This window comes from Pseudoalteromonas sp. 11L1 (genome assembly GCF_055397545.1).
On sequence record NZ_AP041141.1, the window covers coordinates 57,884 to 71,253 of the forward strand.

At 40.0% G+C, this 13,370-nt stretch carries 12 protein-coding genes and 1 tRNA gene; 4 read left to right on the plus strand and 9 right to left on the minus strand.

All coding sequences use genetic code 11. From position 1 onward, the window contains the following. The first annotated feature begins 51 nt into the window (after positions 1-51). Positions 52-1,428 carry an NAD-dependent succinate-semialdehyde dehydrogenase gene (locus tag ACZ5WS_RS00255; protein ID WP_464709843.1) on the plus strand — a complete coding sequence of 459 codons (1,377 nt, stop codon included), beginning with the start codon at positions 52-54 and terminating at the stop codon, positions 1,426-1,428. Positions 1,429-1,604: 176 nt separating this feature from the next. On the opposite strand, the gene ACZ5WS_RS00260 is transcribed toward ACZ5WS_RS00255, so the two are convergent. The 4 genes from ACZ5WS_RS00260 to ACZ5WS_RS00275 all read right to left on the minus strand — a co-directional run bounded on the left by ACZ5WS_RS00260 (position 1,605) and on the right by ACZ5WS_RS00275 (position 4,067). Next, positions 1,605-2,141: a DUF924 family protein gene (locus tag ACZ5WS_RS00260; protein WP_464709846.1), complete on the minus strand. Its 537-nt coding sequence runs from the start codon at positions 2,139-2,141 to the stop codon at positions 1,605-1,607. Positions 2,142-2,272: 131 nt separating this feature from the next. After that, the gene (locus tag ACZ5WS_RS00265) at positions 2,273-3,352 is read right to left on the minus strand and encodes an endonuclease/exonuclease/phosphatase family protein (RefSeq protein ID WP_464709849.1); all 1,080 of its coding nucleotides are present in this window, start codon (positions 3,350-3,352) and stop codon (positions 2,273-2,275) included. A 9-nt stretch (positions 3,353-3,361) separates the two neighbouring features. Further along, the gene (locus ACZ5WS_RS00270) at positions 3,362-3,745 is read right to left on the minus strand and encodes a hypothetical protein (RefSeq protein WP_464709852.1); all 384 of its coding nucleotides are present in this window, start codon (positions 3,743-3,745) and stop codon (positions 3,362-3,364) included. 73 nt (positions 3,746-3,818) lie between these two features. Next, entirely contained in the window at positions 3,819-4,067 is a 249-nt protein-coding gene (locus ACZ5WS_RS00275; RefSeq protein ID WP_041708743.1) for a TIGR03643 family protein, read from the minus strand. 143 nt (positions 4,068-4,210) lie between these two features. On the opposite strand from ACZ5WS_RS00275, the gene ACZ5WS_RS00280 reads away from it, so the two are divergent. Together ACZ5WS_RS00280 and ACZ5WS_RS00285 are read left to right on the plus strand one after the other, a co-directional pair. Next, on the plus strand, positions 4,211-4,867 hold the full coding sequence (locus ACZ5WS_RS00280; RefSeq protein ID WP_464709860.1) for a YoaK family protein: 657 nt from the start codon (positions 4,211-4,213) through the stop codon (positions 4,865-4,867). Positions 4,868-4,924: 57 nt separating this feature from the next. Next, positions 4,925-6,994 (plus strand): TonB-dependent receptor, encoded by a 2,070-nt coding sequence (locus ACZ5WS_RS00285; protein WP_464709862.1) that lies wholly within the window; start codon positions 4,925-4,927, stop codon positions 6,992-6,994. A 56-nt stretch (positions 6,995-7,050) separates the two neighbouring features. Here ACZ5WS_RS00285 and ACZ5WS_RS00290 read toward each other — a convergent pair whose 3' ends face one another. The 3 genes from ACZ5WS_RS00290 to ACZ5WS_RS00300 all read right to left on the minus strand — a co-directional run bounded on the left by ACZ5WS_RS00290 (position 7,051) and on the right by ACZ5WS_RS00300 (position 10,243). Beyond that, positions 7,051-8,190: a Na/Pi symporter gene (locus tag ACZ5WS_RS00290; RefSeq protein WP_076919317.1), complete on the minus strand. Its 1,140-nt coding sequence runs from the start codon at positions 8,188-8,190 to the stop codon at positions 7,051-7,053. A gap of 656 nt (positions 8,191-8,846) precedes the next feature. Beyond that, positions 8,847-9,839, minus strand: coding sequence for a fatty acid desaturase (locus ACZ5WS_RS00295; protein ID WP_464709867.1), 993 nt, complete (start codon positions 9,837-9,839; stop codon positions 8,847-8,849). A gap of 319 nt (positions 9,840-10,158) precedes the next feature. Beyond that, positions 10,159-10,243 (minus strand) — tRNA-Leu (locus ACZ5WS_RS00300). 270 nt (positions 10,244-10,513) lie between these two features. On the opposite strand from ACZ5WS_RS00300, the gene ACZ5WS_RS00305 reads away from it, so the two are divergent. Further along, complete coding sequence (locus tag ACZ5WS_RS00305) at positions 10,514-11,014, plus strand: RDD family protein (RefSeq protein ID WP_138571397.1); 501 nt, start codon at positions 10,514-10,516, stop codon at positions 11,012-11,014. A 97-nt stretch (positions 11,015-11,111) separates the two neighbouring features. Here the strand turns inward: ACZ5WS_RS00305 and lptG are convergent, their stop codons facing one another. Together lptG and lptF are read right to left on the minus strand one after the other, a co-directional pair. Next, on the minus strand, positions 11,112-12,179 hold the full coding sequence (gene lptG, locus ACZ5WS_RS00310; protein ID WP_198522011.1) for an LPS export ABC transporter permease LptG: 1,068 nt from the start codon (positions 12,177-12,179) through the stop codon (positions 11,112-11,114). Then, positions 12,176-13,288, minus strand: a complete 1,113-nt coding sequence (gene lptF, locus ACZ5WS_RS00315) for an LPS export ABC transporter permease LptF (RefSeq protein WP_138605259.1) — start codon at positions 13,286-13,288, stop codon at positions 12,176-12,178. The genes lptG and lptF overlap by 4 nt, the downstream gene beginning before the upstream one ends. Positions 13,289-13,370 lie beyond the last annotated feature (82 nt).

A 13,370-nucleotide genomic window follows, 5' to 3' on the forward strand; every position in this document is an offset into this window, starting at 1 on the left:
ACTGGCTTTGGTTTTGCACCTACCCTATTACATAATTTGTTAGGAGGTAAAATGAGTAACACAGTTGATACGATCAATCCCACAACAGAGCAAGTCATTAATAGCTATACACTGCTTTCTCAAGCTCAAGCAGAGCAAGTGATCGAAAAATCTCATGAAACATACTTAACATGGCGATTAACCTCGTTTACCGAGCGCGCACAACATCTAAATAAATTAGCCTCTTTATTTGAAAGTCAAAAAGAAGCCTTAGCAAAACTAATGACCGAAGAAATGGGTAAAGTCTATGAGCAAGGCTTCCAAGAAGTTCAGCTTTGTGCTGACATTTGTCGTTATACCGCTGAACATGGCGCCGATATGCTTAGCGACGAGGAGCGCGACATGCAAGGAGGTCGTGCAATCATAAGTTATCGCCCTACCGGTGTGCTGCTGGGTATTCAGCCATGGAACTTCCCACTTTATCAAGTTATTAGATACAGTGCCGCAAACATTATGGCGGGTAATACCACCGTATTAAAACATGCCGGTAATGTATTTGGTATGGCTGAAAAAATTGAAACATTATTTCTACAAGCAGGCTTCCCTGAACACTGCTTTAGCAACTTACTGGTTGATGGTAAAACTGCCAGCGCCCTTATTTCACACTCGGCTATAAGCGGCGTGACCTTCACTGGAAGCGATGGCACAGGTAAAAAAGTAGCAGAGCAAGCTGCCAAGCATGTTAAAAAAACCGTACTAGAACTGGGTAGTAACGACGCTTTTGTTGTACTTGATGACGCTGATTTAGCCCTTGCAGTTAAAGCATGTTTACAAGGACGCATTATCAACAACGGCCAAACCTGTGTTGCAGCAAAGCGCTTTGTGGTGGTTGATTCACTCTACAATGACTTTAAAGAAGCACTAAGCCAGCAGTTTAAGGCGATAAAAATGGGCGACCCAATGGATGAAGATACTGAACTAGGTCCTATGGCACGCGAAGATTTACGCGACAAAATTCATCAGCAAGTGCAAGACTCTGTCAATGCGGGTGCAAAAGTAATTGTAGGCGGCGAAATACCGCAACAAACAGGTTATTACTACCCCCCAACCGTGCTGGAAAACCTTAAACCAGGTATGCCTGCGTATGACGATGAGCTATTTGGCCCTGTCGCATCTTTAATTAAAGCCAAAGATAACGACGACGCTATGCGTATCGCTAATGATTCGCGCTATGGACTAGGCGGCGGTATATTTTCAAAAGATGAGAAAAAAGCCATTGAACTGGCCAAAAAGTATTTTGACACCGGCATGATCAATATTAATGGTTATGGTTTGGCACAACCAAACCTGCCATTTGGTGGTGTTAAAGACAGCGGTTATGGCCGAGAGCACGGCGGCTTTGGGATTCGCGAATTTGTGAATGTTAAAAGCATCATGATTCACAGCTAGTATCAGGTATCAGGTATCAGGTATCAGGTATCAGGTATCAGGTATCAGGTATCAGGTATCAGGTATCAGGTATCAGGTATCAGGTATCAGGTATCAGGTATCAGGTATCAGGTATCAGGTTAGTAAAAGTAAACACCGCGCTTGTTGCAAGCGCGGTGTTTTATTGTCTGATGAATTTAAAAACCTGAGTTAGGCTGTTTTAAAAACTCAAGTTCTTCTTTTGTAGACTCCCGCCCCAGTATCTTATTACGATGCGGATAACGATTAAATCTATCGATAATCGCCTTATGCTGATACTCAAAATCTAAGTTATTTTGAATACCTAACGCCTTAAATAGCTGGACTGCTTCCTTATGAATTAGCTTTGATTCGCTGTGCATAAAAGGCATATACAAAAATACGCGTTGTTCATCCGTCAATTTCTTATCAAACCCTTTAGCAATAGCAGTTTGTGCTAACGCTAGAGCTAATGTATCACAGGCAAATGCTGCGGGTTTTTCACGGTAAATATTACGTGAAAACTGATCAAGCACAATAATTTCCGCAAGACTACCTGTCGCGCTTTCACGCCAATCAAATAACTCATTTACACTTGCTTGATGATGCAATTTACCAAAGCGAGTTTTAATTTGTGCATCAAGCCTATCGTCTTTTTGCCACCACTGTTTAGGCTCAAGCTCGGTAAACCAAAAGTCGATAATTTTATTAAACATAATGAATCTCTTTGTTAATTAACGCTAAACTAAATAATTTGCTACGAAAACTTCGCAAACTTAAAAGCACTATCGTAATGTATTAACTTTCTCTTTAGCCTAAAACCTTTAACCTAATACATTTACTATACCTAGCCCTTTTCAAACATAGGTACTTTGCGTTTATCTGCTTTGCTCATTGCCAGCTCTTGTATATCTTGCTGCTTTTGCTCACTTGGTTTTGTTTCTAGGGATTGCTGATTAGCATCTTCAAATACCAGTTCGGTTAGTAAGGCAAAATGATCGGAGCCATATTTAGCAAGGCGCTTTATCCGTTTTACACTAAAGCCTTTTGAATGAAACAAATGATCAAGCGGCCAACGCATAAAAAAGTAATTAGCATGAAAAGTATTAAAAAAACCACGGCCTTTACGGGGGTCTAAAAATCCACTAATTTGCATAAATAAACGAGTACTGCGTGACCAAGCAACATCATTTAAATCGCCAGCGACTATCGTAGGCCGAGTTGAATCTTTAAGAGCTTTAGCCACCATTATTAATTCGCTATCGCGCGGGCGTGATGAATCTTCTTCGGTTGGGCTTGGTGGCGCGGGATGAATAAAATGCCCCTGCATTTTTAACCCTTGGTGGTTTTCAAATAAAATATGAATAGAAGGAATGTCATCTTCTATAAGTGCACAAATTTGTGCATCGAGTATGTTAAATTTACTAAATACATGCATGCCGTAGCGGTTATCTTTTGGGCACTGTACTTGATAAGGGTAGTTTTTTTTAAGCACGGACAATTTATCTTGCCACCAACTATCGCTTTCTAAGGTGATAAGTAAATCGGGCTGATATTTATCGACTAAGTTAATTAACTGCTCACTATGTCGATTCGACATCAGTACATTAGCGGATAAAATTCTGATGCTATGATCACTACTTTTTGGCGCTGTTAATACTTCTTTTTTAGCAAACCAAGTGTAGGGATAAATCCACTTAGCTTGAAGCACACAAATAATTAAAGCAACAGCCGCTATTAATGAGTATGCAATAAAGTCACTTTGCCACATACCTATTAGTGCAACGATAATTACAGCGCTTGCTAGGTAACACACCTGCAAGCGCACAAAGTCGCAACTACGTATCAAGTAATGCTGACTGTATGACAGGGGTAATAACGTTATTAATAACAACAAGCCAGTAACTATGACCAATACAGTGAGCATTTATAAATCCTAATAGCGCTGTAAAATAGAGAGTATTTCACGAGTATCGTGCACTAAGTGAATAATAGTGCGATCAACTTCAACTCGCACTGTGTCTCTTTCTCGGTCTATTACTCTAGCACGCTTATAAATGTCATGCCCAAGGATATCACCTTGATGATAAGATCTGTGCCACCCTGGTGGAGTCCACCCTTGACGAATTAACTGCTTGGCTTGTTTCTTAGAAAGCCATTTTTTATTATTGTATTGGTTATATTTTTGCTTTTTCCAGTGATGCTTGTTTGCGTGTTTATTCGCATGCTTGCCTGCATGTTTGTCTTTGTGTAGTACAGCAAATGCGTTTGTTGCCGTTAGCGCAAAAACCATTACTAAAATACTGATTAGTGATTTCATGGCGATTCTCCAGTGTGATCATTACTGAAGAGTATTAACGGCTAAGCCTGAACATTACATGAAATGAGAAAAATTAACGTTGCTTGTACTGTGTTTTACAATGACTGCGCATAATCGCGGGGTCGCGTAACTTTAGGTGTTTAGTTTTACGCCCAGCATGGCGCTTACGCCATACTTTAAATGACCCGCTAGAGATATGCTCCCGCATAAAATTAACTAATTGAGAGTAATTTAGCCCATACAGATTTTCAATGGCTTCAAATGGCGTTCTGTCTTCCCATGCCATTTCTATAATGCGTGATTGCTGTTCTTGGTTAAACATATTAATTCCAAATTTGGTTGATACGCAAAAGTTAAATTTAGCGATCATCACTTGCTTGTGATGTTAAAAATATAACCTCTTTTCATTTATTAACTTTAATTAAGTGTATGATTAATCTACACACTGAAACCGGAGCTAAAAGGATGTTTACAAAACTACCTAAGTGGGTCGAATATGGTGCGTTTACCCTCGCTTTTATTGCCGGTATGGTAAACGCAGTAGGTTTATTAGGGTTTGAACAGCAAGCAATTTCTCACGTTTCAGGGTCGGTGACTTCATTAGCTATTGAACTTACTACCAACATCAAGGCGGCGTTATTTTTAATTGCGATTGTACTGAGCTTTATATTTGGCTCGGCATTAACAGGCTTAATGCTTTCAGGCGGTTCACTTAAGCTAGGCCGCCATTACGATACGCTCTTATTTATTGAGGGTATTTTACTGCTGTTAAGCGCACAGCTACTTCAATATTCTTACCCTTACGCACTTACACTTGCTTCTGCGGCCTGCGGCTTACAAAATGCTTTAGCCACTAACTACAGCGGCGCAGTTGTGCGAACTACTCACTTAACCGGTATTTTTACCGATCTGGGTTTGATGTTTGGTAAAGCCCTAAAAGGAGAAGCTTTTGACAGTAGAAAATGCTTGGTCTTTGTATTAATTATTGCCGGGTTTTTAGCCGGCGGAGTGGTAGGTGTATTACTATTTAAACATTACTCAGTGCTCACTTTAGTTTTTCCGGGCATTTTTTGTATTGTTTTATCGATTACTTATCGGGTTTATAGGTTGAGTGTGCTTTAACCAATTCACAAAATCCCCTACCCTAAACTTATCAAATTGCCGATGTGCTAGGAATTTATGAAATATTACTATTTACCCCCGTTATTGTTATGCAGTCAGTTAGGTTTAATTAATAGTGCGTGTGCTGAAGATACCGCGCAATCAATTGAACGTATCACCACCACAGCATCGCGTAGTGAAGCGCTTTCCACGCCATTACCTCTGGTGATCAGTGTATTAAGTGAATCACAGCTTGAGCTTATAGCTCCTACCCATGTAGAGGAAGCGCTACAACGCGTTGCAGGTGCCAATGTCCAACGTGGAAATGGCCAAGAGTATTTACCGGCTCTGCGCTCGCAAGTACTTTCTGGAACGGGCGCTTGTGGTGGTGTTTTAACCGCAGAAGATGGCATAGCTCTTCGTGCAGCTGGTTTTTGTAATATCAATGAACTATTCGAAGCACATAGCGAAATGGCAGAGCGTATTGAAGTATTAAAAGGCCCAGGTTCTGCACTTTATGGTTCTAATGCAGTGCATGGTGTAATTAACGTTATTACCCCTGATACTACGCAAGGTGCTGGTTTACTAGGCTTTGATTATGGCTCTTATGGTTATGCTCGCTATAAATTACGTGCAGGTCATGCCATGGATAATTCAGGCCTAGGTATTAATGCTAGTTTTACTGATGATAGCGGTTATCGAGATGACGAAAGCGTAAAGCAACAAAAAATAAATGTGCGCCATCGCTATAATAATAACAACCTAAGCTTAGTTTCTGGGCTTACGTATACCAATTTAGATCAACAAACTGCTGGTTATATTAGCGGTTTTCAAAGCTATAAAGATGAAGATATAGCACAGCAAAACTTTGATCCCGACGCCTTTAGAAAAGCTCGCTCGCTTAGGGCTTGGAGTAAAGCAAGCTGGCAATTAGGAGAGAACACTCTAGTTGTTACTCCTTATATTCGTGACCAAAGTATGGACTTTTTTAAACACTTTTTACCCGGCACACCACTTGAAAAAAATAGCCAAACTGGGTTTGGGCTACAATCGCTTTATCAGCATTATGTGAACGACAATACCAACCTAAAGCTTGGTTTTGATGGTGAGTTTACCCAAGCCGATTTTTTACAAACCCAAGATAAACCGACTCAAGGTTCTGCGTTTTTAGTGGCCACAGTGCCGCAAGGTAAACATTACGATTACCAAGTCGATGCCACCTTATATGCCCCATTTGCCGCTATTGATTGGCAGCTAAATAATTGGCTTATAACTGCAGGTCTACGTTATGAGCATATGCAATATGACTATCAAAACAATATGCTTACAGGGCGTACAAAAGAAAATGGCAGTGAATGTGGTTTTGGTGGCTGTCGTTATAGTCGCCCAGAGAGCACTAAAAACAGCTTTAGTAATCTTTCGCCAAAACTCGGTGTGAGCTATCAGCTTAATATTAATAATACATTATACGCTAACTTTTCAAGAGGCTATAGAGCCCCACAAGCAGCTGAGCTTTATCAATTACAACGCGAGCAAAGTACTGCCGACTTAGACGCAGAAATAGCAAATAATGCTGAGTTAGGTATTAAAGGGGTGTACAACAATACTCGCTACGGTTTGTCGGCTTATGCGATGAGCAAGCACAATACCATCTACCGTGACAGTGACTTTTTTACTGTTAATGACGGCCAAACTCGACATCGCGGCATTGAGCTTGAGTTAGCGCATAGCTTTAATCAGCACTTATCGGTTAACTTCGCAGGCACTTATGCCAAGCATACGTACTCGAATGAGCAAATCATCGGCAGTATTAATATTAAAGGTAACGATATTGATACCGCACCTCGAAAGGTCGCTAATATCGATTTTAACTGGCAAGCCAACGAGCGTGTTAACCTTGCTCTGCAATGGCACTATGTGAGTCGCTATTTTACCGACCCTGAAAACTTACATGAATATCAAGGTCACGATATTTTAAGCTTACGCGGCCAATGGCAAATAAGCCCACAGCTATTACTGAGTGCGCGAATAATAAATCTAACCAACACGGCTTACGCACAGCGCGCCGATTACACTGGTTTTACTGGCGATCGTTACTTCCCAGGAAAACCGCGTAATGCCATGTTGTCTGTAAGTTACCAGTGGTAAAACAAAAAATGCGCTATATAAACTATATAGCGCATTCTTTTTATTCATTTATTTGTTTATCTAACGGCCAGTACAATTAAACCTGGCACCACAAAGAACGACCCTAACACATAGCCTAATGCAGCCGATTTATTATTTGTACCAATTTCGGCTAACTTTTCAGCCAACTTAATCGGTATTTCACGTAGTACAGGAATTCCGTAAATTAGTGCAACCGCAAATACATTAAACATAACGTGTACTAACGCAATCGTTAGCGCCACTTCAGCCATAGGCCCTGTAATTGATGTGGCAGCTAATAGAGCGGTAATGGTTGTACCAATATTAGCGCCTAGCGTAAATGGATAGATTTGACGTGTAGTAAACACACCACTTCCCGCAAGTGGGATCATTAAACTCGTTGTAGTAGATGACGACTGAACCATAACAGTTACCGCCGCACCTGATGTGATACCTGCGATAGGCCCACGCCCAATTGCACCATGCAGTATATCTTTTGCAGTGCCAACTAACGCTTTTTTAAGTAGTTTACCTAGTGTAGTTACGGCAAATAAAATCAAACAAATACCTGCTATAACCATCGCTGCACCTAGCATTTTTGTGTCTAGGAAGCTAAATGCGTCTTTTATTACACCCACAGCAGGCTTAACAAGTGGTTTAATAAAGTTGTAGCTCTTTAATGATAAGTCAGCATCACCAATAAATAGGTGCGACAGCGCAGCAGACATTTTTTGCAGTAAACCAAACATTATCTCAAGTGGTAAAAATATAATAACGGCAAATAAATTAAAGAAATCATGAACCGTTGATGCTGCAAACGCACGTTGAAACTCTTCTTTAGAGCGAATATGACCAATAGACACTAAGGTGTTAGTAATAGTCGTACCAATATTTGCACCCATCACCATTGGAATAGCAATACTTAACGGTAAACCGCCAGCAACAAGGCCCACTATTACTGAGGTAACCGTTGATGACGATTGCACTAAAGCCGTTGCCAAAGCACCTAATAATAATGCAATAAACGGGTTAGTTGCGAATGCAAAAATTTCTTTTGCTCCCTCAGTACCGCCCGACGCTAATTTAAAACCACCACTGACAGTGCCAACGGCTACTAGGACTAAATAAACTAAAAAGGCGATAGCAGCCCAGTTAAGCGTTTTTATTAATAGCGTATTGCGCTTTGATTCACTCATGTTTAAATCTCAATTTTTGTCTTGCCGATTATGGCATTTTGATGACGTTTTTGTTTCAGAGCGCATTAGAACACCTAAATATTACAGAAATATTTCAATTCGATTAACGTGCTTCTTTATTCATAACTTAAAAATATAAGGTTAAAAAATCGAGTATAAGGCAAGCCATAACTTTAAAAATAAGTAATTAAAAAATTGATATTAAATTACATAGCGAAGCACTGAGTAGGAGCAATTGAGCACTAAGTTAAAATGTATTTAAGTAATGAATTAACTAAGTTCTGATGATCTTTTAAGGTTGAATTTTCAGCTGTTCCAAAGGCCATGCTAAGAGGCGATTTACTCTTTGTTGCCTGAATGGGTATAGGTAAGGAACATGAGCAAGACGAGGAAGCTTTGCTCGTTTTTCACTTATTTTTACAGGGATGTAAGCCAGTAGAATAACGCAGGAGCAGTTATCGAACCCACAAGGTTACAAACCTCGTATCGCGATTGAATTGCTCTAGTTTTAACGAATCTCAATCCGCAAAGGTCAGTAGACCCTAGGTATTTGAAACGGTTTTATGGACTTTACCTGATATTACTAGAGGCATTGCCTAGCATTAGACTAGGCAATATTAACAAAGCATCAATTGATAATTGGATAAAAATTAACATTATGATTGATACAAATTCGCTTGTTTTATACTGGCAAAATCATTAAAACGCACGCCGTGTTGGCGCATCACTTCAAGGATTTTTTTACTGATCATTTGTCGTAAATAAAACGGCTGATTCGGCACAAAATGATGAATAGTATGAGTATGCCCAAAGTTAAAGCAAAATAAATTAAATGGCATAAACAAACGGCTGGTGATGACGTGAGTTTGTTCAAGCATATTATTAACACCGCCGTAATAATGCATACTTGAAGTAACAAAATTAAGTGAGCTCGAACGCACAATATTAGGCACAATCAGCACCACCATTAGAAATTCAAACACATTCATTGCATCAAGCAGCAATACAGGTGAATTAGCAGCCAGTGGAGTGAACAAATTAACTAAGTGAAACACAATTACGCTATATAAAATGGCGAAATATGCAGTAGTAATGGGAAAACCTGCATTAAACACTTTAAAGAAGCTAAACCCATTAATTTCTTTACTAAAACGTTTTGCATTAATTAATAAACCGAGTAATCCATCAACAATTACCAAGGCACGTAAAAACGGATTTTTAATACCATTACCTACCAAACGCTCTTCTAAATCTTGCTCAGTACCCGACGTTTTGTGATGATGTAAATGCATCTTGCGACGGTACCATGGGCTTATGGTATTAGGACGCATCAGCCACACGGTTAACATCATAAAATTATGCAAAAATGGTTGGTTGCTAAAGTACTGTTTGTGGATTAAGTCATGCTCAAGCTCATGGGAAATTGAGGTAGCAATGGCCGCTAAAATAATGCATAGCCAAGCGGGAATAATAGCAAAATAATACAGCGTGCCAATTCCGATTAATGCACTCAAAGAAAGTAGTAAAATAGCCATTCCTAAGGTATTTTGATGCATTAATAGCGGGTGTTTTTTACGCAGTAATGCTTCTTCAGCCTTAATCGCTTTTACAATGGCTTGAATATTCTGTTTTGCGGTTGATTGAGTCATGATGTTTTATTCGCAACAAGAGGTTAAGGTATATAATACCCGAGTCAAAACACATTGCACAACTTAGCTAACTCATATCAATGAAAAATACGATTAAAGTCAGGCCTGTGTTTACTATCTAACCTTAGTTCTGGATAAGAAACCTATCTCAAGCAGAGATTAAGGTTAGGTAAACCAAAACGTTTACAGGCCAAGTTTAGATCAAAACCTACTGCTTATAAAAGTAGCAATGTTGGACACATTTTTTGTAATTAAAATCCGGCCACTCAAATCTTAGGCATAAAAAAACCCCAACCAATTTGGTCGGGGCTATAAAAAGTGGTACCAGCGGCCGGACTTGAACCGGCACGCCTTGCGGCAGGGGATTTTGAATCCCCCATGTATACCAATTTCATCACGCTGGCATCATTTTTCTTTAACCTTCTAACACGAGAAGATAAAGAAAAACCACTTAAGAGTGAAAGATTATGTACCCTCTCCCATCTCATTGCCTAGCATTATACAAACAATGAGCAAAGCGGCAAGCGTTTTATGTATTAAGCGTGATCGACCGCTTAACATTTAGGCAACCATTAACATTTGAGCCAATACCGAGTTAAGCACGTAGCGTAATAGGTAGTATTTAACGGCTTATTTGCTAAACTATCGCGCACATTAACAGTGAGAGTATATTTATGTCGGCTGAGTTTCCACGAGCAGGGTTTTGGCGTCGTTTTGCGTCATTGGTGTACGACACATTAGCTATTATCGCTTTTGCGATGCTAACGGTGGTATTGTATTTATTTGCTATTCAAGGGCTTATTTCCCTTGATGTTATTGCCCTTAATGGCGCTGAAGATGTATCTGCACGTATTCAGGATTCACTATTACTTTCTGGTATTCGCAGCTCGCTGCTGGTGCTTGTTGGCTTGGTATTTTTTGGTTATTTTTGGACAAAAAGTGGGCAAACAATTGGTATGCGAGCATGGCGCTTAAAAGTACAAACCAACCAAGGAAGTTTAATTAGCTGGCCACAAGCTATTATCCGCAGTATCAGCGCATTACTTGGTTTAGGGAATTTAGTGGTATTAGTCGACTTTAAAAATAAAAAAGCACTGCAAGATTACTTATCAAAAACCGAAGTAGTTACGCTCACCAAAGAAGAAAATAAACGCGTTTATCGCGAACTAGATTAATACTTAATCTAACTAATTGGTATAACCTCAAGCTAAAGCATAAAAAACGCGGCACTTTTAAAAAAGGCCGCGTTTTTTATTTAAGCTTTAAGTCTAGCTACACCCGCTTATTCATTAAATAAGCTGCAAACCCAGTAAATAAAATGCTCGGCAGAACGGCGCCTATAATCGCTGGAATTTGATATACCATTACCACAGGGCCAAATATCTCGTTGGTTAGGTGGAACACTATCCCCGTTATAACTCCCATAATAATTCGTGCCCCCATAGTTACGGTTCGCAGCGGACCAAATATAAACGACAAGGCAACTAACAACATCACAGCAATAGACACTGGCTGCATTAATTTACGCCATAGTGCTAAATCATAGGTACTGGTGTCTTGCTCATTTTGCTGCAAATAAGCTAAATATGACCACAATCCTGAAAACGACAATGACTCTGGTTTTACTGAAACCACGCCAAGTTTTTCACCGGTAAGCTGAGATGGGTAAAACTCTTCAGTAACTTGCTCCGTGGTAATAAGCTCTTCACTGATCAATACTTTGTTCACATCGCGCAGTAGCCAGCCATTATCACGCCCTACTGCTTCTTTTGCTTTAGTAATTTGTGTAAGTAGCAACGACTTATCGAAGTGGTACATATTTACGCCGCGGAGCATGCCATTTTGGTCAACATCTTCAATATTAATAAAATTACTGCCGTCTTTAGCCCACACGCCTTTTTGCGCATTAAATACATCCCCACCATGAATAGCTTGGTTACGCATTTCTTTAGCGTGCAGCTGAGCAGCGGGCGCCCCCCACTCACCTAGCGCCATTACGCACAGCGCCATAAAAATTGCGGTTTTCATTACCGAGCCAATGATTTGTAAACGCGACATACCCGCGGCTTGCATTACTACCAACTCACTATTAGAAGCTAAAGCGCCTAACCCAGTTAAGCCACCAATAAGTGCTGCCATTGGGAAAAACACCACTAAATCGCCGGGCATACTATAAATGGTATATAGCAAGGCGGTCATAATATCGTAACTACCACGGCCAACCGATTTAAGTTGCTCTATAAATTTAATTAAAGTACTGATCCCCACCAGCACCATTAGTGCAAACCCAGTGGTTTGCATAATACTGCGACCTAAATACCAATCAAGCGTTTTCATCATACGTGTTGCTCCCGTTTAGTAACAACAGCTTTCAGCCAAGCACCTAATGGACGACCCCTAATAATTAATAAACTACCAATAAATAATGCACTTAAGTGAATCCACCACAGACCAATAGAAGGCGGAATTTTACCATCTTCTACCGCAAACTTAGCTGCATTAAGTAAAATGAAATACCCTAAATATAAGCTCAAAGCCGGTACTAATTTAGCAAATTTACCTTGGCGTGGATTAACAACGCTCAGGGGTACTGCAAGTAAAGTTAATAATGGAATAGATAACGGAATAGCTAAACGCCATTGCCACTGTGCAATTGCTTCTGGGGTATTAATGGTTATTAATTCACGAGTTGGCACGGCTTCTAACTTACGACGTTGATGTTCTATTTCTTGTTCGCGAATTTGTACGCTGTAGCCATCAAACTCAGTTAAGTTAAGTGAAGGCGCTTCGCCATCGGTCTCGTAACGTTTACCATCAGTAAGTACTAACTGCTGCTCACCATTTTGCGCTTCAATAACAACACCTTGCTCTGCATAAACTAATCGCGCTAAGTCGCCTTTTTCGCTATCGGGGAGTTGTGCCACAAAAACTTTGTTGAGCTCTTTGCCGCTATTTTCAATATTATGAATAAATACCACAGCTTTTTCGTTACCGGTTTGCTGAAAACGCCCAGCTCGAAGTGCAGATAAACCAGCATCAGCCTTGGCTTGTTCTTTAAGTTGGTATTCTTGTTCGCTTGCCCACGGTGCAATATACAGGGTAAGCACCGCCGCCAATAACGCTAGGATGACACTTGAAATTAGCGTAATACGCACTACATACCACTCACTCACGCCACAGGCTTTAAGTACAGTCATTTCACTGTCAGCGTAAATACGGCTATAAGCTAAAATAATCCCTAAAAATAAGCTCAGAGGCAAAATTAATGATGCTAACTGCGGTAATTTAAGCGCAATCATGGCAAACACAAGCTTTGCTGGGATACTCCCTTCTGAGGCATCACCAAGAATGACAACAAACTTTTGCGACAAAAATATGGTCATTAAAGTTAAAAATACGGCGACCTGCGATTTTAAAACCTCAGTGGTCAAATAACGGAAAATTAGCAACATTCGCCCCTGTTAAACATGGAATTTCAATATAGTAATAAAAAACAATGAGTGAACGAGTTAATTCACTCATTTTAAATGA

What these genes read in the sequence shown, in the direction of transcription:
- ACZ5WS_RS00255 (WP_464709843.1), top strand. Translation starts at nt 52, where the DNA reads ATGAGTAACACAGTTGATACGATCAATCCCACAACAGAGCAAGTCATT.
- ACZ5WS_RS00260 (WP_464709846.1), bottom strand. Translation starts at nt 2,141, where the DNA reads ATGTTTAATAAAATTATCGACTTTTGGTTTACCGAGCTTGAGCCTAAA.
- ACZ5WS_RS00265 (WP_464709849.1), bottom strand. Translation starts at nt 3,352, where the DNA reads ATGCTCACTGTATTGGTCATAGTTACTGGCTTGTTGTTATTAATAACG.
- ACZ5WS_RS00270 (WP_464709852.1), bottom strand. Translation starts at nt 3,745, where the DNA reads ATGAAATCACTAATCAGTATTTTAGTAATGGTTTTTGCGCTAACGGCA.
- ACZ5WS_RS00275 (WP_041708743.1), bottom strand. Translation starts at nt 4,067, where the DNA reads ATGTTTAACCAAGAACAGCAATCACGCATTATAGAAATGGCATGGGAA.
- ACZ5WS_RS00280 (WP_464709860.1), top strand. Translation starts at nt 4,211, where the DNA reads ATGTTTACAAAACTACCTAAGTGGGTCGAATATGGTGCGTTTACCCTC.
- ACZ5WS_RS00285 (WP_464709862.1), top strand. Translation starts at nt 4,925, where the DNA reads ATGAAATATTACTATTTACCCCCGTTATTGTTATGCAGTCAGTTAGGT.
- ACZ5WS_RS00290 (WP_076919317.1), bottom strand. Translation starts at nt 8,190, where the DNA reads ATGAGTGAATCAAAGCGCAATACGCTATTAATAAAAACGCTTAACTGG.
- ACZ5WS_RS00295 (WP_464709867.1), bottom strand. Translation starts at nt 9,839, where the DNA reads ATGACTCAATCAACCGCAAAACAGAATATTCAAGCCATTGTAAAAGCG.
- ACZ5WS_RS00305 (WP_138571397.1), top strand. Translation starts at nt 10,514, where the DNA reads ATGTCGGCTGAGTTTCCACGAGCAGGGTTTTGGCGTCGTTTTGCGTCA.
- lptG (WP_198522011.1), bottom strand. Translation starts at nt 12,179, where the DNA reads ATGATGAAAACGCTTGATTGGTATTTAGGTCGCAGTATTATGCAAACC.